Genomic DNA, 21,750 nt, shown 5'->3' with positions numbered 1-21,750 from the left:
GGATCAGGCTCCTACTTTGCGAAAACGGCACAGGGTGACCTTGGTCTCCTGCATCTGGGTGACCGGGTCATAACCATAGGTGGTGACTATGTTGACCGACTCCCCCAGCACATAGGGGTCAGACCCTTCCGGATATTTGGATCGCAGATCCTTGCCCTCGAAGTGGCCGCCGAAGTGGAACGGCATAAAGGCGAGCCCCGGTTTGACCCGCGGAGTCACCAGTGCCTTCACCTTGACCCGGCCCCCTTCCGGCCCCTCGACCCACACATCCTGACCGTCGCGCACCCCGACGTCGTTGGCATCCGCCGGGTTCATCTCGACAAACATCTCCTGCTGCAATTCAGCCAGCCAGGGGTTGGAGCGGGTCTCGTCGCCGCCCCCCTCGTATTCGACCAGACGGCCGGAGGTGAGGATGATGGGGAACTCCTTGCTGACATCCTTCTCCTGCACCGAGGCGTACTGGGTCGGCAGGCGCCACAGGCTCTTCGAATCAGGCCAGGTGGCGTAGTCGGCCAGCAAGTCGCGGCGCGGGGTGTAAAGCGGCTCGCGGTGCTTTGGCACCTGATCCGGGAAGGTCCACACCACGCAGCGCGCCTTGGCGTTGCCATACGGCACAAAGCCGTGCTTGATGGCGACACGCTGGATGCCGCCGGAGAGATCGGTCTTCCAGTTCTTGCCCTCGGCCTCTTTCTTCTCGGCCTCGGTCAGCTCATCCCACCAGCCGAGCTGTTTCATCAGGTCGGCAGTGATCTCGGGATAACCGTCTTCCACCTCGCTCCCTTTCGGCCAGGAGTCTTCGGCGAGCAGCGAGACGCCCTGATACTCGATGCCGAAACGTGCGCGGAAACCACCGCCCCCTTCCGACACCGGAATGCTGGTGTCGTAGAGGATATGGCTGCCGGGATGTTTCATCTCCGGGGTGCCCCAGCAGGGCCAGGGCAGACCGTACACTTCGCCACTGACCGGGCCGCCTTCGGCCTTGAGGTTGGTCTTGTGGAAGGTGTGCCAGTTCTGCTGGTGCGCCTTGAGCCGCTCCGGGCTCTGGCCGGTGTAGCCCACGCTCCACATGCCGCGGTTGTATTCGCGGGTGATGTCTTCCAGCAGTGGCTGATTGTTCTCTACCTTGATGTGCTTGAACAGCTGGTCGGCAAAACCGAGCTTCTTGCTCAAGAGATACATGATCTCGTGGTCGACCTTGGATTCGAACAGGGGTTCTATCACCTTGTCGCGCCACTGCATGGAGCGGTTGGTGGCGGTGACGGAACCATAGGTTTCGAACTGGGTGGTGGCCGGCAGCAGGTAGACGCCGTCGGTGCGATCGTTCATGACGGCAGCGACTGTGGGATACGGGTCGACAATCACCATCATGTCGAGCTTTTGCATCGCCTTCTTCATCTCGGGGCCGCGAGTCTGGGAGTTGACCGCATGGCCCCAGTAGAACATGGCGCGGATATTGGAGCCCTGCTCGATGAGATCGGCGTTCTCCAGCACACCATCAACCCAGCGGGAGACCGGAATGCCGTTGTTGTTCATCGGCAGCTTGCCGTTGTAGGCCTTGTTGTCGAAACGAGCCTTGATCCACTCGTAATCCACATCCCACACCCGGGCCCAGTGCTTCCAGGAGCCCTCTTCCAGCCCGTAGTAGCCGGGCAGGGAATCGGAGGTGACGCCAAAGTCAGTGGCGCCCTGCACGTTGTCGTGACCGCGGAAGATGTTGGTGCCCGCCCCGCTCTTGCCCACGTTGCCGAGGGCCAGTTCGAGGATGCAGTAAGCGCGGGTGTTGTTGTTGCCTGTGGTGTGCTGGGTGCCGCCCATGCACCAGACCACGCAGCCGGGGCGGTTGTCGGCCAGCAGCTTGGCGGCACCATGAACCTGCTGTTCGTTGAGACCGGTCACCCGCTCCACTTCCGCCGGGGTCCAGCGCGCCACCTCTTTTTGTACCTCGTCCATGCCATAGACGCGGGTGCGGATGAACTCTTTGTCTTCCCAGCCGTTCTTGAAGATGTGCCAGAGCATGCCCCAGATAAAGGCGACGTCGGTGCCCGGACGCAGGGAGAGGTACATGTCCGCCTTGGCGGCGGTGCGGGTGCGGCGCGGGTCGACCACCAAAATCTTGCAGCCGTTGCGCTCTTTCGCCAGCAGGATGTGCTGCATGGCGACCGGATGGGCCTCCGCCGGGTTGGAGCCGATAAACATGATCGACTTGCTGTTGTGCATGTCGTTCAGGCTGTTGGTCATGGCGCCGTAGCCCCAGGTGTTGGCGACGCCAGCGACCGTGGTGGAGTGGCAGATGCGCGCCTGGTGATCCACGTTGTTGGTGCCCCACAGGGACGCCATCTTGCGAAACAGATAAGCCTGCTCGTTGGAGTGCTTGGCGGAGCCGAGCCAGTAGACGCTGTCGGGGCCGGACTCCTTGCGCAGGCGCAGCACTTCGTTGCCCACCTCTTCGATGGCCTGATCCCAGCTGATGCGCTGCCACTTGCCGCCCACCAGCTTCATCGGGTACTTGAGGCGACGCTCACCGTGGCCGTGCTCGCGCAGGGCAGCCCCCTTGGCGCAGTGGCCGCCAAGGTTGAAGGGGTGATCAAAGGCAGGCTCCTGACCGGTCCAGACGCCGTTTTGCACCTCGGCATAGACGCCGCAGCCCACCGAGCAGTGGGAACAGATGGTGCGCTTCACCTCGACCGGCACGTCGGCCGCCACGGTTTTGGCCTCGGCCCGCTGCATCATGGCTGGCGCCAGCCAACCGGCGGCCACGGCGCCACCGGCCACCAGACCGGAATTGACCATAAAGGCGCGACGGGTCAGCCCCTGACCGCGAATGGCCTCATTGCCCTGCTCGCCCACTTGGGGCTGCTCGGCACGTTTTGTCAGTTTCATGAGTTCTCCTTCACTGATCCGGCTCAGTCGGTGCCGCGCAGGGTGCGATAAAAGTCGTGAACATGGGGGGTCTCCCGATAGCCCTTGTCAGGCTCGGTGTCGTGGGTCAGCACCTCTTTGCCCACCACCCGACCGGTGGCACCGGCCAATACGCCTATGGTGGCGACCACGCCAACTCCCTTGATCAGATTGCGGCGGGACGGGTCTTTCAGCTGTTCATCGCTCATTCTTGTGACCTCTGTTGTTGTTCTTGCTGGCGCCTGCGCGCCAGCTTCGCGTCCAATGGGATATCTCGTCTGCTCGTTTTGTTATGCGCAGAACTTGTTATGCACAGCGTGTTATGCACAGATAAGGGCGTTCAGCCCGGCACCACGCAGGCGCCAAACGGCAGGCGCAATTCGTTTTCCAGCTTGAAGAAATCTTCGGCAAGGGCGCCGACCGCCCGGTAGAAGCTGCCCCCTTTCGCCTGTTGCTGATCGCGGCAGCAAGCGAGTACCCAGGGGGCAAGGTGGCGCTCATAAAAGCGGTTGCGCTCCGGGTGCTGCTCGGCAATCAGTACCGCCATCACCTCACAGAGGGCGGCCAGATGATCTTCCGGCTCGCACACTCCGCTCTGGCGCTCGAAACCGAGGGACTGCAGATCTGCGCGCAGCACCGCCAGCGGCAGCTCCATCAATGAGCCGGTGAGATACCAGGAGGCAAACGGCACAATCTCCCCGCGCCCCAGCCCGATAAAGAGATCCTGATACTCCTCGGCAAGCTCGTTTTCGTGGTGGCTACTGGCTGCCAGCTGCACCAGCCCCAGCCCTCTGGCAAAGGGGCCAGGCATGACCTGCAACCCTTGCAGCCAGGCGAGCTGTTCGCCACGGGGAGCGGCGCGCCAGAGACTCGCCAGCAGGGCGTAGAGATCGGCGCTGCTCTGTTCCAGTTCGGTCATGGTCAGTTCGCCAGCCTTTTCGTTATGTTGTTCACTCATCACTGGCCCCTCATACCTTGAGCTGGGAGACGGGATCCGCCGCCAGCGCTGCAAACACATCCTTGACCCGGCAATCCTCACACATCAGCAGCCGCTGGGCGGCCTCGTTCTGGAAGTGGGAGTGACCGGCCAGTTTTTGCTGGATGCGGCGGATCATCGAGGCGGGCGCGAACGGCTTGCCGCAACGAATGCAGCAGGCGGCCTCTTCGGCTTTCAGGCTCTGCACCGCGCGGCGCGCTTCGGGCACCGGCTGCAGACGGGGCGTGAGCACGATGGCCTGCTCGGGGCACGCCTTTTCGCACATGCCGCACTGGATGCAGTCCTGCTCGATAAAGTTGAGGCCGGGCGTGTGCCCAACCGCATACAGGGCGCGGCTCGGGCAGACCGCCACGCAGCCCATGCAGAGGGTGCAGTCAGACTCTTTGAGTTCCACACTGCCGTATGGGGCACCGTGGGGCACCGCCAGCGGCTCGCGGCTCCCCTCATTGGCCTGCCAGAGGGCATCGAAAGCGGCAAACAGGTTCTCCCGTTTGTCCCCTTTGAGCGGCTTGTCCAGCAGGGCAACGGCTGGCTCAACGGAGATCGGCTTATCTTGTTCGGCATCCGGGTTAAACAGGGCAATACGATTGGCAGCAAGACCGGCGCCCGCCAGCAGCACGGCGGCGCTGGCCAGTTCCCGCTCAACCAGTGCACGGACGCTGGCGGGGGCGTCATCGACCAGCGCAATGCGCACCGCGCTGGCGCCATAGGCAAGGGCGGCAAACCAGCTCTCGATGCCTAAACTGGCGCTCTCCTCCACCCAGACTGGCAGCCAGTTGGCAGGCAGAGCAGCAAGCTCGGCTTCCACCCATTCCCGCTCGTTTTCACCGGCGAGCAGCAGTCGAGGCACTTCGCCGCCCGCCTCCCGGTAATGCTTGAGCAGGCGCAGCAGGTAGTCGCCGCTGGTGTTGGCATCGGGCTGGTGGTAGGCAATCGCCCCGGTCGGACAGGCAGAGGCGCAGCTGCCGAAGCCCTGACAGAGATGGGGATCGATCTGGATGCGACCATTGATGGGCTTGAGGGCATCGGTCGGGCAGACATCGAGGCAGCGGCTGCAACCGGGTACGCCGCGGGCGGTAAAGGCGCAGGCCTCGGGGTCGAGGCGAAAATAGCGCGGCTTGTCGAAGATGCCGGTCAGCGCACAAAGCTCGGCGAGCCGTTCGGCCAGCCCTTGGTCATCGGCAAGATGCAGATAACCGACCGGCGGACGCTCCAGCGCAAAGAGCGGGGCGCGGCCCAGATCGGCCACCAGATCGAAGCGCGGTTCGCGTGGCTGTTCACTAACAGCAGCCGCTTGTTGTGGAAAGCCTTGTTGTGGGAAGCAAAGCCCAGCCAGATTAACCCGCTCACCCTGCCCATTGAGGCCGGTAAGCTGGAACTGGCCGAGATACCCTGTCAGGCCCGGTTCGCGCAGGGTCAGGGCCGCGAGGGATGCGGTGGCATCGAAAATGGCTTCGAGATCGGCCGCCTCGGCATCATGGACCGCTTCGGTCACCAGCAGGGTGGGCTTCACCCCGGCGGGCAGCAGGCTGGCAGCGCGGCGAATGCGATCTTCCGGGCCGACCAGCAGCAGGCGCCCCTGACTCTGGTAAGAGACAGTGGCCGGGATCAGGTTGTCGGTCTTGACCGTATGCTGCAGGGCATAGGCGCGAGCGCGCGCGTTATGCTCGGCCGTCCCCGCCTCGCGGGCTAGATTTGGGGTCAGATTTGGGCTCAGATTTGGCAATGTTTGTTCAGTGCTCACATACACTCCTGCGCGCGCCACCTCATGGGATGGGCGCTTGTTGGTAAGCCGAGAGAGCAAGAGGCGAGCCAACTCCCCCGGAAAAAAAGTGACTGACAGGGAGTCAGGATCCTGAGGGTTCCATTCCCCCACCTTTGGCTGGGACATTTTGTCCACCACAGGAAACCAAAATGTCCCGATCGTCGGTGTGGGTTTGAGAATGGTTATCAGCCAGCTCGTCGGCGGCAGGTTCGCTGGCAACCGCCACCGGTTCAGCGGAGCCGCTGGCCGGATTGGCCGATTCGCTCTCCAGGGCGATCACCTGATCCACCAACCAGTTGCGCAGCCCGGCGGTCAGGGCCGCGGGCAGCAATTCCGGCTGGCTGAAATCCTGGGTGTAGTCGTCGAGCCCATCCGGTTTATGGCTGCGAAACATAGTCCGCAGCGCCTCCTTGTCGGGGAGTTTGGCCTTGCCCGGCTGGGCCGTTTTCAGCGGCGGTTCGCCACTCTCGGCCCTCTCAATGGCAAGGGATTCACAGCTCCCCTTGTCAGTGCTGACTACGGGGCTATCCAGCGCAGTATCTGGAGTTTCAGCTTCACCACTGTCTTCGATGGGGGCGGCAACCGCCTCGGGAATGGCCTCTTCCCGTGGCTGCAATACCTGATGCTTGCGCGCCTCACTCTTGCGAGACGACCAGCGTTTGAGGAACTCACTCATGGGCGCGATTTCCGCTGTCACTGCCACGCTCGCGGCCATCGGGGCCGGTGGCTTTAACGGCACCGCAGCTGGCTTGATCCTGGCTATCGACACCCAACTGATCCTGCGCCCGCCCCTTGCCCTTCTTGCCCTTGCGACGGGCCTCCAGCAGCTCGCCGTGGCGGCCGATAAAGGCCTCCACCCAGGCTTGCAGCGCCTCGGGCAGCGGGCAGGAGAGCACCTGCCGCTCGCCATCCATATAGGCAGCGGCCACAGTCTGGCTCAGGGTCAGACCATCAGCCACAAAGCCAGTGTCCACACGGCTTCCGGTGACAAACAGGCGGGGCGAGCCGGAGCTCAAATTAAAGCGATAATCCCCCCGCTCATCGCGAAACAGGGTAAGGGGCAAGGCACCGGCAGCCTCAGGTTCAGCGGGGTGGAGCGCTGCTATCTCAAAACGGCGGCTCTGCCAGCGGCCAACCTGGCTGTCGATGGCCTTTAACTCCAGTTGCAGCCAGCGCTGCGGGGGCAAGGTATTGGTTGTCTCTTGCACTGTCACGGCTCCCATCAGAAGGTCTCTGCCGGGCCGCCCTCCCCCGTGCGCCACCCCGTTCGGGGCAGATCAGAGCAGAACATTCAGGGCGGCCACGGCCATCAATGGGATAAGACTTAGCAAGAGTGGGGCCAAGGCCGGTTTGGTGGCCGATGGGGGCTTTGATGCTGGTTGGGACGTCGTGCGGAGTATGGGTTGGCGCGGGCGTAGGTTGGTGCTGAGCGCAGCGAAGCCCAACATGCGGCGTAAAACCAATCCGCCAGAGCCTGATTGAGGGAATGGTAATAATCGAATAATGCTGAATTATCCGATTATTACCTTGATAAAGTGTTCGCGGTAAACGTTGGGCTTCACTTCGTTCAGCACCAACCTACGAGTTGGCCCAACATACGAGATAAACATAGCGATATAATCATAAATATCTACCAATCATTTACCAACTAAACCATTTTGTATAACGTTAAAAATACAGCTAAAACCCCAATTATATATGGACCTATTAGATCTAAATTCTCTCTATATTTTAGAAATGCAGATAGTTGATATTTTAACTCAAGCGATAGCAACTCTAAATATTTACGACGACTCCAGTTGTCATTTTTAAAGTCAGTTAGCGTTATGACATCTTGATATTCATCAATACTACCATCTTCACATCTATGATATGTGGGATACAAAAGCTCTCTCTTAAATAAACCAGAAATATGATATTTTGATGCCTCTATACCTGGCTCCTCTTCACCCCAAACAGTTACAGCATATCCAAGCAATCCCCTTACGATTTTTGCATCTTTATCATAATAAAAGACATTTCTGTTTTTAAGCATTCTATTAGACCACAACTCATATAACTCTTGATGATAACTATGAGCGTATGCGTAATAGCGCATAAGTAGAAATAGTATTGACAAAAGCAAAAATGTATTTAATCCAGACTGATTGGTAAATTCAATTTTAAAAATAAATGTATTTGCTTCCTTGAAAACTGCACCTGTAAAATTAATTGCCAGCACCAAAACAGACAAAATTACCAACAGCTTTCTTTTCCCCTGCAGACCTTCATCTTCGTCTAACTTTTTCCTATATTCAGACAATACATCATCTGACATAACCCACCCTTCCTTATTTATTTAAAATGAACAACAGCAAATACAAACAGACTTAATTAGAACAAAATATCTATACAATACCTTTCCTGTGATATATAGATAAACTCACCAATTAACAGACGGTTTATATCATACAGAAAAGAGCATTTAAAATAATATAATGATTTAACATCCCCTCACACCCGATATCAATAGCCACAATATCTTGGAACAAAACTTGCTGTATCCCTCTCCTTAGATCCCGGCAACCGGTCGCGAGGGGCCCATGACACCGACCTTTATCAAAAGCAATGCCGCAGCCCAGCTCACCATGGCCGTCGAGGTGATGGATGAACAGGGCACGATGAACACCCGCCAAATCGCCTGTGAGCGGCCACTGACGGTCTACCTCAACTGGAAGGAGATAGTAACCCTGATGACGCTGGGTGCCCGCCCCGAGGCGCTGGTGCTGGGTTATCTGAAAAATCAGGGATTTATCGAGGATATCTCGGCCATCGAGTCGGTCATCGTCGACTGGGATAGCGAGGCCGCCGCCGTGGTGAGCAGCCAGCAGGCTGAAGATCTCGACAAATCGCTGGAGAAGAAGACGGTCACTTCCGGCTGTGGTCAGGGCACCATGTATGGCAGCGTGATGAAGAAGCTCGAAGGGGTAGTCTTGGCGGCGCCCGAGCTTAAACAGAGCACCCTCTACGCCCTGCTCAAGGCGCTGTCGGCCCATAACGAAACCTACAAGATGGCGGGTGCGGTGCATGGCTGCGCCATCTGCCGCGGCGCGGAGATCCTCTCCTTTGTCGAGGATGTGGGGCGCCACAATGCGGTGGATACCCTGGCGGGCGAGCTCTGGATGCGCGGCGAGAGCGGCCACGACAAGATCTTCTACACCACAGGGCGGCTCACCTCGGAGATGGTGATAAAGGTGGCACAGATGGGCATTCCGGTACTGCTGTCGCGCTCCGGCGTCACCCAGATGGGGCTGGATCTCGCCCGCCAGCTCGGCATCACCATGATTGCCCGCGCCAAGGGGCGCCACTTCGAGGTATTCAGCGGCCACGATCAGCTGGTGCTGGACGAGAAGCCGCCGGTGCTGGCGCCCGGTTCGGCCGGTCGCGGGATGCGAGATTAAACCATGAACGAGTTTATGAATGTGAAGCAGGTGGCCGAGTACCTCGATCTCAACGAGAAGAAGGTCTACCAGCTCGCCAACGAGGCGCGTATCCCCGCCACCAAGGCGACCGGCAAGTGGCTGTTTCCGCGATCCCTGCTCGATCGCTGGCTGCTTGGCAGCTGCCACGAGGGGGTGATGAACGACCGGCTGCTGCTGGCGGGCTCGGACGATGTGCTGCTGCACTACGCCAGCAGCCGTTTGGCCCGGCAGCTCGGCACCCAGGCACTGGTGGGCTACACCCCGTGCGGCACCCGTCAGGGGCTGGCGATGCTGGCGCGCGGCCATGTGGATCTCTGCGCCATCCACTGGGGGCAGGCCGAGGAGGCCCACCTGCGCCACCCGGCGCTGGTGCAGCAGTATCAGGGCCACCGGCAATGGGTGATCGTTCATGGATTCAGGCGGGTGCAGGGGCTGGTGCTGCGGCAGGGGTTGCAACCCAAAGAGGCGAAAGAGGCGCTCGACTGGCGCTGGGCCATGCGTCAGGAGGGGGCTGGCAGCCAGCGCGCCCTGCAGGAGTGGCTGCAAACCCAGGGGGAGTCGCTGACCCGGCTGGAGCGCACCCTCGAGGTCAACAGCGAGCGGGAGCTGGCCGCCGCCATCAGTCGCGGTGATGCCGACGTCGGGCCCGGCGCCCAGAGCACTGCCACCGAGTTTGGCCTCGGCTTTATGCCGCTGTCGCAGGAGTGTTTCGATCTGGTGATGCCGCAGGGGGTCTTCTTTCGCACCCTGCTGCAACAGCTGATCGGCTGGCTGCAATCCCCAGAGGGGCGCGAGCTGGCGGCCCGCCTCGGCGGCTATGACCTGACCCAAAGCGGCAAGCTGGTGTGGAGTCCGCAGTAAAGAACCACTTACCCCCGACAAAACAGCCCGCCAACCATGTTGACAGGCTGTTTTTATCACGGGCCTTTTTTAAGCAGCATCAATCGCTTGTCTCACGCCCCTCGGCATTGAGGGCAATGCGCCACCCTTCCAGTTTCGCGGGCTCGCTGCCGCTTGGCAGCTGGGCGTGGCTGCGCAGCCGCACGGTAAAGCAGCTCCCCTGCCCCGGGGTGGAGTCCACCAAGAGCTCGCCGCCCCAGCGGCTGATGATGCGGTGGCTCAGGGCCAGCCCCAGCCCGGTGCCGGTGGCGCGGGTGGTGAAGAAGGGGTCGAAGATCTTGTCGATAATGGCCGCCTCGATGCCGCTACCGTTGTCGATCACCCGCACTTCTGCCCCGCGCAACTGACCCAGTTCATCGACCCAGTCGCGGCTCTCGACCCGGATCTCCCCCTGCTCCCCCAGCGCGTGGCTGGCGTTGACCAAGAGGTTGATCAGCACCTGCAATAGCTGCTGGCGATCCGCCTCGATGGGTTGCTGGGCCCTAAGATCGGCCACCAGCTCCACCTGCTGCTGGCGCAGGGCGGCACGCACCAGGGTCAGGCTCTCCTCGATGATGGGGTTGAGGTGCTGCCACACTGGCGCCGTCTCGTAATCGCCAGGGCGAGAGTATTGCAGCAGGCTGCGGGTGATGGCACGAATGCGCTCAATCTGGGCCAGCACCAGCGCCAGCTCCTCGCTGACCGGCTCGGCCGCCTCTCCCAGCTCCAGCTTCATCAGCTCCACATTGCCGAGGATCACCGCCAGCGGGTTGTTGATCTCGTGGGCCACCCCGGCCGAAAGCTCGCCAAGGGCCGCCAGCTTCTCGCTGATCAGCAACTGCTGGCGCGCCTCGGTCAGCATATGGATATGATCTTCCAGCTCCGCAGTCTTGAGCTCGAGGCTCTGGGTGCGCTCGGCCACCTTCTGCTCCAGCTCGTCGGCGCTGCGAGCCATCTGCTGCTGGTGCGCCTCCTGCCTGTCCAGCATGGCGTCAAACTGGCGACCGAGCTGGGCCAGCTCGTGGTCGGGGTCGAGGGCCAGCGGGCCGATGCGAGCCGACTCCCCGGCCTGCACCTGCCGCACCACCTTGTGCATCCGCTCGATGGGGGTGAAGAGATCCCGCGCGCCGCGATAGACCAGCAGGCCGGAGAGCAGCAACAGCAGCACCACGCCGGAGCCCAGCTCCACCAGATTGGTGAGGTAGGTGCGGATGATGGGCCACTCGAGAAAGCCGACATAGAGCATGCCGAGCCGTTCGCCCCTGGCCCCCAGCAGCGGCTCGTAGCCGGAGACATACCAGGCGTCGTGGACGAAAGCGCGGTCTATCCAGATATCCCCCTGCCCCAGCACCTGTTCGCGCACCGGGGGCGAGACCCGGGTGCCCACCGCCCGGCCAACCTGACGGCTGCTGCTGACCGGCACATTGGTGCTCACCCGCAGATCGTCGAGAAACAGGGTGACCGTACCTATGCTCCCCTCTGGCAGGGTGTTTTTGGCAAACACCTGACCCTTGATCTCATCCACCAGCCGGGTGCTGCCGTTAATCAGCTCCCCCCCCTCCAGCACTGCCCAAAGGGATCCGTCGCGCCCCATCACAGGCGTCAATGACAGACTGATCAGCCCCCGGCTCTCCACCGCTTTGGTGCCATCCCGCTGCCACAGCACGGCTCGCTTGGCCAGTTGCGGGGAGAGGGTGAGCATCTCCTGCTGCGACCAGACCACGAAGTGACTGAGGCTGCGTCCGGCACTCAGGGTCGTCAGCTCCTGCGCCGTCAGAGCCTGAAGCTCGGCGCCGCTACGCAGGCGCAGAAAATCGAGACCATAGTTGGCAGCCAGCGGCATCACCCACTCGTCCAGCCGGGTTGGTGACTCACGCAGCCGCAGCTGAAAAGCCCAGGCATCCCGAAGATGTTCGAGGTGCTCGGCCTGACGCTGCTGCTGCACGCTGACCGCATGATGGGCGACGCCAAGGTCGCTGCGCACCGTGGTGAGCAAGTTCTGCCAGCTGTAGGTGAGGGTCCAGTAGAGGGTGAGCGCGATCATGCCCACCAGGGTGAGCATGATGGGTACCGAGGTGAGCAACAGCAGGCGCCAGCGCACTTTGGTTCGCACGCAGCGGGGGAGCAGAGTCAGTTTCATCGCCACCACATCCGATCACCCTTTATCATTCGATGGCCCACTCCTTGAACTTGCGATCCAGCGTCTTGCGCGCCACCCCGAGCACCCGGGAAGCGGCCGACTTGTTGCCATCATGGCTCGCCACCACTTGCAGAATATGAGCCTTCTCCACCTCCGCCAATGGCCACTCCAGCGGGTAGCCCGCCTCGCTCCCGCCGGCTTCGGCAGGCTTGACGCTCTGCCAATATTCAGCGGGCGGCTTGCCCAGCAGCAGGCAGCGCTCAATGAGGTTGCGCAGCTCGCGCACGTTGCCGGGCCAGGGATAGGCCTGCATCGCCACCACATCCTCGTGGGTCCAGCTCAAGGAGCCCATCCCCATCTCGGCGGTGAGCTGGCGGGTAAAGTGGTGTACCAGCGCGGGGATGTCGTCAATGCGATCCCGCAAGGGTGCAACCGGCAGCGCCACCACGTTGAGGCGATAGAAGAGGTCCTCGCGAAAGCGGCCCGCCTCCACCTCGGCCTTGAGGTTGCGATTGGTGGCGGCGACGATGCGCACATCCACCGACAATTCGCGCTCGGCCCCCACCGGGCGGATGGCCTTCTGCTCCAGCGCCCGCAGCAGGGAAGCCTGCATGGCAAGGGGCATCTCGCCGATCTCGTCCAAGAAGAGCGTCCCCTGATGAGCGACCCGGAACAGGCCGTCACGCCCCTTGCGGGCGCCGGTAAAGGCCCCCTGCACATGGCCAAACAGCTCGCTTTCCAGCAGTTCCGGGGCGATAGAGGCGCAGTTGAGGGGCACAAAGGCCCCCACCCGGCCGGAGAGCTGATGCAGGGCGCGGGCCACCAGCTCCTTGCCGGTGCCGGATTCCCCCTCCACCAATACGGCGGCGTTGGAGGGGGCCACTCTGGCGATGAGCGTCTTGAGCTCGCGGGTCTTGGCGCTGTCGCCGATCAGAGTGGGCGGGAACAGCTTGCTCACCTCCCGGCGCAACAGCAGGTTCTCCCGCTCCATCTGACGGCGCTCGATGACCCTGTCCACCGCTTGCACCATCTGCTCCAGGTTGAAAGGCTTGAGGATAAAGTCGCAGGCTCCCAGACGCAGCGCCTTGAGGGCGGTCTCCATATCACCAAAACCGGTCATGAAGATGATGTCGCTGCGACGGGTGCCGGGCTCGATAGCCTCGTGCCACTCGATACCGGAGCGTCCCGGCATCCGGATATCGGCGATGATGAGATCGAAGTGAAGGCGGCAGCGCAAGGCTTCCGCCTCCTCCACACTGGCGGCTGTCTCTATCTGGGCGAAACGCTTGGCCAGCGCCTTGGCCAGAAAACTGCGCATGCCGGGCTCATCGTCAACGATAAGCAGGGAGAGGGCAGACCAGAGACCGGGAGAGGCTGTCATGGAAAAAAGTACCTCGAATACAGGTAAGGTCGAAGAATGTCCCGATAACCGGAACCTTTGTGGGACATTTTGTCCTTCCCGCAGCATAATCACCAACACCAATTATTAAAAGCGATAACCGGCTCACCTAATTGCCACCATTAAACAACTGTTTTTTAAGGGCAAAGAGCTAATCTCTGTTATCAGAATCAGTTTGGCACCCCGCTTGCTTGGTCGTTTCCTCTCTCACCGACCCTGAAAGTTGCATCACGATGACGATTAAAACCAGCCTCAAACGTTTTGCCCTCTCCCTCGCTGCCAGCCTGCTGATCGCCGGTGCGGCCCACGCCGAAGCGGATACCAATGCCACAAAAGCGCCGATCCGCCTCGCCACCACCACCAGCACCGAGCAGTCCGGTCTGCTGGGCTGGCTGCTGCCCCAGTTCACCAAGGAGACCGGTTATCCGGTGCAGGTGATGGCGGCCGGTACCGGCCAGAGCCTGAAGATGGGCGAGAATGGCGACGCGGATCTGGTGATGACCCACGCCCCCTCTGCCGAGAAGAAGTTCGTTGATGCGGGCTTTGGCATCGAGCCGGTGCACCTGATGTACAACGACTTCGTTATCGTCGGCCCGGCGAAAGATCCGGCGGGTCTCGGCAAACTGCACGACGCGGCCAAGGGGCTGCAAGCCATCAAGGAGCAGGGCCAGATCTTTATCTCCCGCGGTGACGAGTCCGGCACCCACATCAAGGAGAAGACCCTGTGGCAGGCGGCTGACGTCAAACCCGAGTTTGCCGGTTACAAGTCCATCGGCCAGGGGATGGGGCCGACCCTGACCATGGCCTCGGAGCTCGGTGCCTACACCCTGACCGACCGCGGCACCTGGCTCGCCTACCAGAGCAAGCTGGATCTCGCCGTGCTGCTGGAGGGTGACAAGCGCCTGTTCAACCCCTATCAGGTGATCCTGGTCAACCCCAACCGCTACCCGGATCTCAACACCGAAGGGGCCCGCACCCTGAAGAACTGGCTGGTCTCCGAGCATGGCCAGAAGCTGATCGGTGACTTCAAGGTGGCGGGTCAGGCGCTGTTTGTAGCGGATGCCAACGGGAAATAATGGTAACCCTGACCCCTGCGATGACCTTGCTGGCCCTCCCCCGGTTCGCTGAGGGAGGCGCCTGATGCCGACCCTGCTCGACACTACGTTGGCTGCCCTCGCCCTGCTGTTCAGTGGTGACACTGAACTGTGGCAGGTGGTGGGGGTCTCCTTCTCCGTCTCCTGCATCGCTCTGCTGCTGGTGCTGCTGCCCGCCTTGCTGCTGGGCTTTGCGCTGGCCTATCTGCCGCTGCCCGGCCGCTGGCTCTGGCTCTCCTGCATCAATACCCTGCAATCGGTGCCGACCGTGGTGATTGGCCTCTTGCTCTACATGCTGCTGTCGCGGGCCGGCCCTTTTGGCGACTGGAAGCTGCTCTTTACCCAGCAGGCGATGGTGGTGGGGCAGATGCTGATCGCCTTTCCGGTGATCGCCACCATGGCCCACGCGGCGTTTGTCCAGAGCGACCGGCGTGCCTGGGAGACCGCCCTGACCCTGGGGGTCTCCTGGCCCAAGGCGCTGATCGGCCTGATGCACGAGTGCCGCTTTGGCCTGCTGGCCGCCATCATCGGCGCCTTCAGCCGCATCGTCACCGAGGTGGGCTGCTCCATGATGGTGGGGGGCAATATCCTGCACTTTACCCGCAATATCCCCACCGCCATCGCGCTGGAGACCCAGAAAGGGGCCTTCACTCAGGGGGTGGCCCTCGGCATAGTGCTGCTCACCCTCGCCCTCTTGCTCAACCTGCTGCTGACGGCCTGTCGCGGCCACAGCTATCTGAAGAACTGACCATGCCCCCACTGTGTACCAACAGGAGTACCCCATGGCCCTGACCGCCCACCAGCTAACGATGCGCTTTGGCGAGCGCCAGCTGTTCGAGATTGACCGGCTCGCCATCGCACCGGGGGATGCCATCTGGCTGCATGGAGCCAACGGGGTGGGCAAGACCACCTTGCTCAAGATCATGGCGGGGCTGCTGGCACCCACACGCGGCCACACCAATCTGCCGGGGCGCTGGCAACAGCGGCTCAACCGGTTGCTCAAGCGGGATCTGGGGCCGGGCCGGGTTACCTATCTGCACCAGACTCCCTATCTGTTCGATCGCACGGTGCACGATAACGTGGCCTGGGCGCTGGATAAACAACTCGGCAGCGAGATCCGGGTGTTCGAGGCGCTGCGCCGGGTCGAGCTGGAGGGGCTGGCGCGGGAGCACATCAGCATTTTGTCCGGTGGCGAACGGCAACGGCTGGCGATGGCCCGAGCCTGGGCACTGCAACCGGCCTTTCTGCTGATGGATGAGCCCACCGCCAATCTCGACACACATTCGGTTGCCCTGATGGCCGCATTGGCGCAAGATCTGCGGGAACATGGCAGCGGCTTGGTCGTCATCAGCCACCAGAGCAACGCCCTGACCGACCTGTGCGAGCGGCAATGGACCCTCGCCCGTGGCCAGCTGCAAGAGACGACCCCTTTAAAAATCATCGAGCGACATGACTTCAAAAAGCGACAGCCACTCTGATCCCGTTGCCGTATCAGCAGTGATCCTGGCAGGAGGCCGCGCCACCCGGATGGGGGGCGAAGACAAGGGATGGGTAGCACTGGCGGGACGCCCTCTTATCGACCACGTTCTGGCACGGCTGCGCCCCCAGGTGGACGAGATCCTCATCAATGCCAATCGCAGCCACGACCGCTATCAGGCACTGGCTCCCGTCATCAGCGATGACAATCGCGACTACCTCGGCCCGCTGGCGGGCATGCAGGCTGGCCTTGCCGCCGCCCGCCACGACTGGGTGCTGTTCGTCCCCTGTGATGGCCCAGCCCTCCCCCCGGATCTGATGAGCCGCTTTCGCGCCGCCCTGACCCCGGATACCGAGCTGGTAGTGGCCCACGATGGCGACTGGCTGCAACCCGTGGTGGCCCTGCTGCACAAATCCCTGCTCCCCTCCCTCACCGCCGCGCTGGCAGAGGGTGAGCGCAAAATCGATATCTGGTTTGCCCGCCACAATATGGCGGTGGTGAGCTTTGCCGATCAGCCGGATGCCTTTATCAATCTCAACAGCCCTGCCGAGCTGGCCGCCTACGAGGCCCGTCTGCTTGCCCCGGCTATCGACCCCCAACAAGGAGTCACCTCATGACCCCGGCCCCCACTCTTCCCCTGCTCGGCTTCGCCGCCTGGAGCGGCACCGGCAAGACCACCTTGCTGGAGCAGTTGATCCCCCTGCTGGTGGATCGTGGCCTGCGCATCGGGGTGCTCAAGCACGCCCACCACGACTTTGATATCGACCAGCCGGGCAAAGACAGCTATCGCCTGCGCAAGGCGGGTGCCCAGCAGATGATGGTGGCTTCCCGCTGTCGTCATGCTCGTATCATTGAGACGGAACTGGCCGAAGCGGACTTTCGCCAGCTGCTGGCCAGCTTCGATCAAACAGAGCTCGATCTGCTGCTGGTCGAGGGGTTCAAGCACGAACACTTCCCGAAAATCGAGCTGCACCGCGCCGAGATTGGCAAGCCGCTGCTCTTCCCCGAAGACAGCGACATCATCGCGCTGGCCAGCGATCAGCCCCAACAGAGTGGCGAACAACAGCAGACAAGCCTGCCCCGCCTCGATATCAACGATCTGGCGGCCATTGCCGACTTCGTCTGCCGCTGGCTTGACAGCTGCCAGAGCAAGGAGCCTGAAGCAGGCAAGGGCTTTCTCTCGGTCGAGGCTGCCCGCAACGCCATTCTGGCGGCCCTCACCCCGAGCACGGCCTGCAGCGACAAACCGCTGGCCCAGTGCCACGGCGTCGTGCTGGCCGCCGATCTGATAAGCCCCATCAATGTGCCCCCCCACGCCAACTCGGCGATGGATGGCATCGGCCTTCGTAGCGACGATCTCGCCGCCGGTCGCTGGCAACTGGTGGGGGAAGTGCTGGCGGGCCAGCAGCGCCACGAGCCTGTGCTGGCCGGTCAGGCGGTGCAGATCATGACCGGCGCTCCGCTGCCCCCCGGTGTGGATACCGTGGTGATGCGGGAAGAGACGCTGATTGAAGGTGAGTGGGTCACCGTCACTGCCCCGATCCGGGCGGGGCAGAATGTGCGCCTGGCCGGCGAAGATCTCGCCAAAGGTGCGGTCGCCATCCCGGCCGGGACCTGGCTTGGTGCCCCCCAGCTGGGGCTGGCAGCATCACTCGGTCAGGCCTGTCTCACGGTGCGCACCCCGCTGAAAGTGGCGCTGTTCAGTACCGGCGACGAGGTGCAGGCGCCGGGCGAGCAGCTCGCCCCCGGCCATATCTTCGACAGCAACCGCTTCACCCTGATGGCCCTTATCCGCGCCGCCGGATGCGAGGTGATGGACCTTGGTATCATTCCCGATGACAAGACCATTCTGCGCCAGCAGCTGGAGCAGGCCGCCGCCAGCGCCGATCTGGTGCTGAGCTCGGGCGGGGTCTCGGTGGGCAATGCCGACTTTATCAAGCTGGTGCTGGCAGAGCTCGGCCAGATCGATTTCTGGCGCATCCAGATGCGGCCGGGCCGCCCGCTCGCCTTTGGCAAGCTGGGGCAGACCCCCTTCTTCGGCCTGCCGGGCAATCCGGTGGCGGCGATGATCTGCGTGCTGCAGTTTGTCGAGCCCGCCATCGCCCGCCTACAGGGCAAGCGGTGGCAGCCGCTGCGCCTCTCGGCACTGGCGGACGAGAAGATGAAGAGCCGCCCGGGGCGCACCGAGTTTCTGCGCGGCATCTTCCATCAGGATCGTAACGGCCAGTTGCGGGTGCGCACCACGGGGCCACAGGGATCGGGTATTCTCAGCTCTATGGCCGATGCCAACTGCCTGATTGAAATCGTACCGGATCAACCCGGGATCGCCGTTGGCGAGCGGGTCTGGATCCACCCCCTGCAGGGACGACTGGCCTAAATCCCGACGGGGCGTTGGCCGGATGCACGGCGCCCCGTCACCCACCTGACAGGAGGCAGACCGTGCGTCTTGATGCCCCCCTCTCCCGACTCGATCTGCTGGTCTATGGCCGCTACCGGATCGTACATGGCCTGCGCATTGCGCTCGCCTTTATGCTCACCTTTCTGCTGACCCGCGAGCTGAAACTGCCGGAGAGCACCTGGCCGCTGATAACCTTGGTGGTGGTGATGGGCCCCATCTCGTTTTGGGGCAATGTGCTCTCCCGCGCCCTGCAGCGGGTGGTGGGCACCATCTTCGGCGCCAGTTGCGGGGTGGTGGCGCTCTATCTCGAGATCTACTCCCTGCCACTCACCCTGATCTGGTGCGGGTGCATCATGTTCCTCTGCGGCTATCTGGCCCTCGGCAAGCGCCCCTATGTGGGGCTGCTGATCGGCATCACGCTGGGGGTCACCATGGGGGCCATGCCGGGGGATATAGAGACGGCGCTGTGGCGCAGTGCCGACGTGATACTGGGCTCCCTGCTGGCGCTGCTCTTTTGCAGCATCTACCCCCAGCGGGCCTACAGCCACTGGCGGCTGCAACTGCACCAGATCCTGCAGCAGTCGGGGCGGCTCTATCACACTCACCTCTCCCCCAATGTGCTGGAGCGCCCGCGCCTCAAGCACAATCTCTCCCAGCTGCTGGCACAGACCGGCAAACTGCGGGCCCTGCTGGCCCCTGCGGCCAAGGAGACACGCCACAGCGTCGCCCTGTTTGATGCGGTGCAGGTCACCATGCGCAATACCCTCTGCACTCTTGAGATGCTGGCCAACACCTACTGGAATGATCGGGATAGCCACTTCCTGATGCAGAGCACGGCTGCGCTGCAAGCCTGCCATCTGGCCACCGAGGAGGCGATCAACCAGCTTGCCCTGATGATGCAAACCGGTGACGGGCGTGGCGCGGATGCCGCCATCGCCCGCCTGCACGAGGTGGCGACCCAGGTATCGCTCCCCCCCAATACCGAGGCGGCCATCAATGGCTACCTCTGGCTCAACGTGCAGCTGACCGAGCAGCTCACCCACCTGCGCCGCCTGCTGGGACTGATCCTCACCCCGCCCCATCGCAAGCAGCCGGACTAGACCAAATGCAAAACGCCCCGCAGTTGCGGGGCGTTCTTGTCGGCATAGGCACTGATGATCAAGCCGCCGTGCGGGCGTTCTCGCTCATCTGCTCCAGCTCTGACCGGGTCAGGGTAGAAACAAACTTGCCATCAAAATAGATATCCATCAGCTCACCACGCTTCTCGCCGCGCATCATGCTGCTGCGACCATCCAGATAGTGCACCTCCATCTGGGCGGTATGCTCGTCCGGGTAGCTGATCTCTACCTCACGCACCCCTTGCGGCAGCATGGCCAGCGGCACCGTCTTGAGGGCCGGATCCAGGTGCTGGTTCACCTTGATCACCGGATTGGCCTTCATGTCCACCACAGCCGGAGATTTGCCGGTGATGGGGTTCTTGCCAGACCAGAACTCAATGGTATTGAAGACGAACAGGTCAGCGGTCGCGGCCAGACCGTAGACAGGGGAGAGCAGCATAAAGACCCCGGCACGAGCGTAGCGGTTATCCACCACGCTCAGGTTGCCCTTGGTGACCATGCCAGAAAGCCCCATCTGCCCCATACAGCCGCCCAGACCCATGCTCGCGACCATAACCAGCAGGGCCATTGCCCGCCCCTTCTGTTGTAATGCCATCGTGTTCTGTTCCTGCTCGGAAATAAATGAGGCGGCAAGCCTAATCAAGGGGCCAGAAGAGGACAATTCACAATGGCGGGGTGATACAGGAAGAGTTCAGATTGGCGTGCCAAGTGAGCAATAAATAAGCACCGATGGAATAATCATCCATTCGGTGCCTCGTTCAACAACCAATAACCGTCAGGAGCCGATGGCCAGATTGGAGACTGTCTCGGTCACATTGATGGCGCCCTGCTCGATCTGTGACATCACGCCACTCACTTCGCCGATCTGCTCCTTGCCACGCTGGGCACTGGTGGCCACCTCATTGATGTTGCCGGTGATCTGGGCCGTCAGTTCGCGGTTTTTCTGAACAACGCTGGCGATCTCGCCGGTCGAAAGGGAGGTGCGCGCAGCCAGCTGACGTACTTCGTCGGCCACCACCGCAAAACCGCGCCCCTGATCGCCGGCCCGGGCTGCCTCAATGGCGGCGTTAAGGGCCAGCAGATTGGTCTGCTCGGCAATACTGCTGATGGTCGAGACTATGGCTTCAATGCTTTTCGACTGCTCATTGAGCTGGCCAATCAGGCCGGAAGTGCGACTCACCTGTTCGGAAATTGCGCTGGAAATAGTGACCGATGCGGTCAACAGTTCAGAACCTGTCGCAGCAAAGCGGGTGGTCTCCTGCGAAATGGTCTGGGCTATGTTGGCCGCCTCGCTCACTGCCTGGGCGCGCTTGATCCGCTCTGTCACCTCACTGGCAAACTTGATCACCTTGACCACCTTGCCGCTCTCATCCTTGATGGGGTTGTAGGTAGCCTCCAGCCAGATCTCGTTGCCGTGGCTGTCACGACGACTGAACAGCCCCGACTTGAGCTGGCCGTGGGCCAGATCGTCCCAGAAGTGGGGTTGCTCGCGATAGAAGCTCTCATCGCAAAACAGCCTGTGATGCTGCCCCTTGAGCTGCGAAAGGGAGTAACCGACGCAGGAGAGGAAATTCTGATTGGCCGTCACAATCTCCCCCTTGGGGGTGAACTCGATAATGGCGAGCGCCCGATCGAGTGCCGAGATGATCGCTTTCTGACGACTCAACTGCTGATAACTCTCGGTGATATCGGAGGCTATCTTGACGACCCTGACCACCTTGCCCTCAACCTTGACCGGGAAGTAGGTAGCCTCCAGCCACAACTCCCTGCCATGTTTGTCAATGCGCTGGTAGATGCCACTGTGGGAATGCCCCTGACGCAACTGTTCCCAAAACTGGGCATAGGAGGATGACTGGGCGTAGTGGGCATCACAAAAGATCCGGTGGTGTTTACCAATCACCTCCTGCTCGCTATAGCCCACCACACTCAGAAACAGCGGGTTCGCCTCGAGGATCTCGCCGCTTGGAGTGAAACTGATGGTAGCGACACCGACTTTTACTGCATCAATAAATGCCTGGGCCTGGGCCAACTGCATTTGACACGCTTGTAATTCCGCTTTGATTTTGAAGTTGAACATCTTGCCCTGCCCCTCTGTTACCTGTTTACAACTACATCACATCTGCA

General features: G+C 61.7%; 19 protein-coding genes. 8 read left to right on the top strand and 11 right to left on the bottom strand.

All coding sequences use genetic code 11. The features are described from left to right. Positions 1 to 3: 3 nt before the first annotated feature. The 7 genes from G5380_RS05820 to G5380_RS05790 form a co-directional block, all read right to left on the bottom strand. Positions 4 to 2,880 carry a formate dehydrogenase subunit alpha gene (locus G5380_RS05820; protein WP_374879105.1) on the bottom strand — a complete coding sequence of 959 codons (2,877 nt, stop codon included), beginning with the start codon at positions 2,878 to 2,880 and terminating at the stop codon, positions 4 to 6. A gap of 23 nt (positions 2,881 to 2,903) precedes the next feature. Further along, positions 2,904 to 3,107 (bottom strand): transcriptional initiation protein Tat, encoded by a 204-nt coding sequence (locus G5380_RS05815; protein WP_005303194.1) that lies wholly within the window; start codon positions 3,105 to 3,107, stop codon positions 2,904 to 2,906. 131 nt (positions 3,108 to 3,238) lie between these two features. Then, the gene (locus G5380_RS05810) at positions 3,239 to 3,856 is read right to left on the bottom strand and encodes a TorD/DmsD family molecular chaperone (RefSeq protein WP_421338298.1); all 618 of its coding nucleotides are present in this window, start codon (positions 3,854 to 3,856) and stop codon (positions 3,239 to 3,241) included. 10 nt (positions 3,857 to 3,866) lie between these two features. Continuing rightward, on the bottom strand, positions 3,867 to 5,639 hold the full coding sequence (locus G5380_RS05805; RefSeq protein WP_421352508.1) for a 4Fe-4S dicluster domain-containing protein: 1,773 nt from the start codon (positions 5,637 to 5,639) through the stop codon (positions 3,867 to 3,869). 103 nt (positions 5,640 to 5,742) lie between these two features. Next, the gene (locus tag G5380_RS05800; RefSeq protein WP_421352507.1) at positions 5,743 to 6,336 is read right to left on the bottom strand and encodes a DUF3306 domain-containing protein; all 594 of its coding nucleotides are present in this window, start codon (positions 6,334 to 6,336) and stop codon (positions 5,743 to 5,745) included. Beyond that, positions 6,329 to 6,883, bottom strand: coding sequence for a DUF3305 domain-containing protein (locus G5380_RS05795; protein ID WP_236356184.1), 555 nt, complete (start codon positions 6,881 to 6,883; stop codon positions 6,329 to 6,331). Before G5380_RS05795 ends, G5380_RS05800 begins: the two co-directional genes overlap by 8 nt. A 425-nt stretch (positions 6,884 to 7,308) precedes the next feature. Beyond that, on the bottom strand, positions 7,309 to 7,977 hold the full coding sequence (locus G5380_RS05790) for a hypothetical protein (protein WP_236342529.1): 669 nt from the start codon (positions 7,975 to 7,977) through the stop codon (positions 7,309 to 7,311). A 265-nt stretch (positions 7,978 to 8,242) separates the two neighbouring features. Here G5380_RS05790 and G5380_RS05785 point away from each other — a divergent pair, with 265 nt between their 5' ends. Further along, positions 8,243 to 9,100, top strand: coding sequence for a formate dehydrogenase accessory sulfurtransferase FdhD (locus tag G5380_RS05785; protein WP_421352506.1), 858 nt, complete (start codon positions 8,243 to 8,245; stop codon positions 9,098 to 9,100). 15 nt (positions 9,101 to 9,115) lie between these two features. Beyond that, the gene (locus tag G5380_RS05780; protein ID WP_104014986.1) at positions 9,116 to 9,982 is read left to right on the top strand and encodes a helix-turn-helix transcriptional regulator; all 867 of its coding nucleotides are present in this window, start codon (positions 9,116 to 9,118) and stop codon (positions 9,980 to 9,982) included. Positions 9,983 to 10,061: 79 nt separating this feature from the next. On the opposite strand, the gene G5380_RS05775 is transcribed toward G5380_RS05780, so the two are convergent. Then, positions 10,062 to 12,140, bottom strand: coding sequence for a sensor histidine kinase (locus G5380_RS05775; RefSeq protein WP_421352505.1), 2,079 nt, complete (start codon positions 12,138 to 12,140; stop codon positions 10,062 to 10,064). 25 nt (positions 12,141 to 12,165) lie between these two features. Next, a complete protein-coding gene (locus G5380_RS05770; protein WP_111900509.1) occupies positions 12,166 to 13,521 on the bottom strand; it encodes a sigma-54-dependent transcriptional regulator in 1,356 nt (451 codons plus the stop codon). Between the two features lie 251 nt (positions 13,522 to 13,772). On the opposite strand from G5380_RS05770, the gene G5380_RS05765 reads away from it, so the two are divergent. The 6 genes from G5380_RS05765 to G5380_RS05740 all read left to right on the top strand — a co-directional run bounded on the left by G5380_RS05765 (position 13,773) and on the right by G5380_RS05740 (position 19,608). Beyond that, a complete protein-coding gene (locus G5380_RS05765; RefSeq protein WP_421352504.1) occupies positions 13,773 to 14,615 on the top strand; it encodes a substrate-binding domain-containing protein in 843 nt (280 codons plus the stop codon). A gap of 64 nt (positions 14,616 to 14,679) precedes the next feature. Next, on the top strand, positions 14,680 to 15,381 hold the full coding sequence (locus tag G5380_RS05760) for an ABC transporter permease (RefSeq protein ID WP_005347674.1): 702 nt from the start codon (positions 14,680 to 14,682) through the stop codon (positions 15,379 to 15,381). Positions 15,382 to 15,415: 34 nt separating this feature from the next. Continuing rightward, the gene (locus G5380_RS05755) at positions 15,416 to 16,111 is read left to right on the top strand and encodes an energy-coupling factor ABC transporter ATP-binding protein (protein ID WP_201907221.1); all 696 of its coding nucleotides are present in this window, start codon (positions 15,416 to 15,418) and stop codon (positions 16,109 to 16,111) included. Then, the gene (gene mobA, locus G5380_RS05750) at positions 16,083 to 16,727 is read left to right on the top strand and encodes a molybdenum cofactor guanylyltransferase MobA (protein ID WP_421352503.1); all 645 of its coding nucleotides are present in this window, start codon (positions 16,083 to 16,085) and stop codon (positions 16,725 to 16,727) included. The genes G5380_RS05755 and mobA overlap by 29 nt, the downstream gene beginning before the upstream one ends. Continuing rightward, positions 16,724 to 18,487: a bifunctional molybdopterin-guanine dinucleotide biosynthesis adaptor protein MobB/molybdopterin molybdotransferase MoeA gene (locus tag G5380_RS05745; protein WP_421352502.1), complete on the top strand. Its 1,764-nt coding sequence runs from the start codon at positions 16,724 to 16,726 to the stop codon at positions 18,485 to 18,487. The genes mobA and G5380_RS05745 overlap by 4 nt, the downstream gene beginning before the upstream one ends. A gap of 62 nt (positions 18,488 to 18,549) precedes the next feature. Further along, on the top strand, positions 18,550 to 19,608 hold the full coding sequence (locus G5380_RS05740) for an FUSC family protein (protein ID WP_236319186.1): 1,059 nt from the start codon (positions 18,550 to 18,552) through the stop codon (positions 19,606 to 19,608). Positions 19,609 to 19,666: 58 nt separating this feature from the next. Here G5380_RS05740 and G5380_RS05735 read toward each other — a convergent pair whose 3' ends face one another. Then, positions 19,667 to 20,221 carry a DUF3332 domain-containing protein gene (locus G5380_RS05735; protein WP_421352501.1) on the bottom strand — a complete coding sequence of 185 codons (555 nt, stop codon included), beginning with the start codon at positions 20,219 to 20,221 and terminating at the stop codon, positions 19,667 to 19,669. Positions 20,222 to 20,401: 180 nt separating this feature from the next. After that, complete coding sequence (locus G5380_RS05730) at positions 20,402 to 21,703, bottom strand: methyl-accepting chemotaxis protein (RefSeq protein ID WP_236563661.1); 1,302 nt, start codon at positions 21,701 to 21,703, stop codon at positions 20,402 to 20,404. Positions 21,704 to 21,750: the final 47 nt, after the last annotated feature.

It is taken from the genome of Aeromonas sp. 604443 (genome assembly GCF_049170315.1).
Taxonomy (GTDB): Bacteria; Pseudomonadota; Gammaproteobacteria; order Enterobacterales; family Aeromonadaceae; genus Aeromonas; species Aeromonas veronii_A.
The sequence above is the reverse complement of the archived record's forward strand: the minus strand, read 5'-3'. Positions and strand labels throughout refer to the sequence as shown.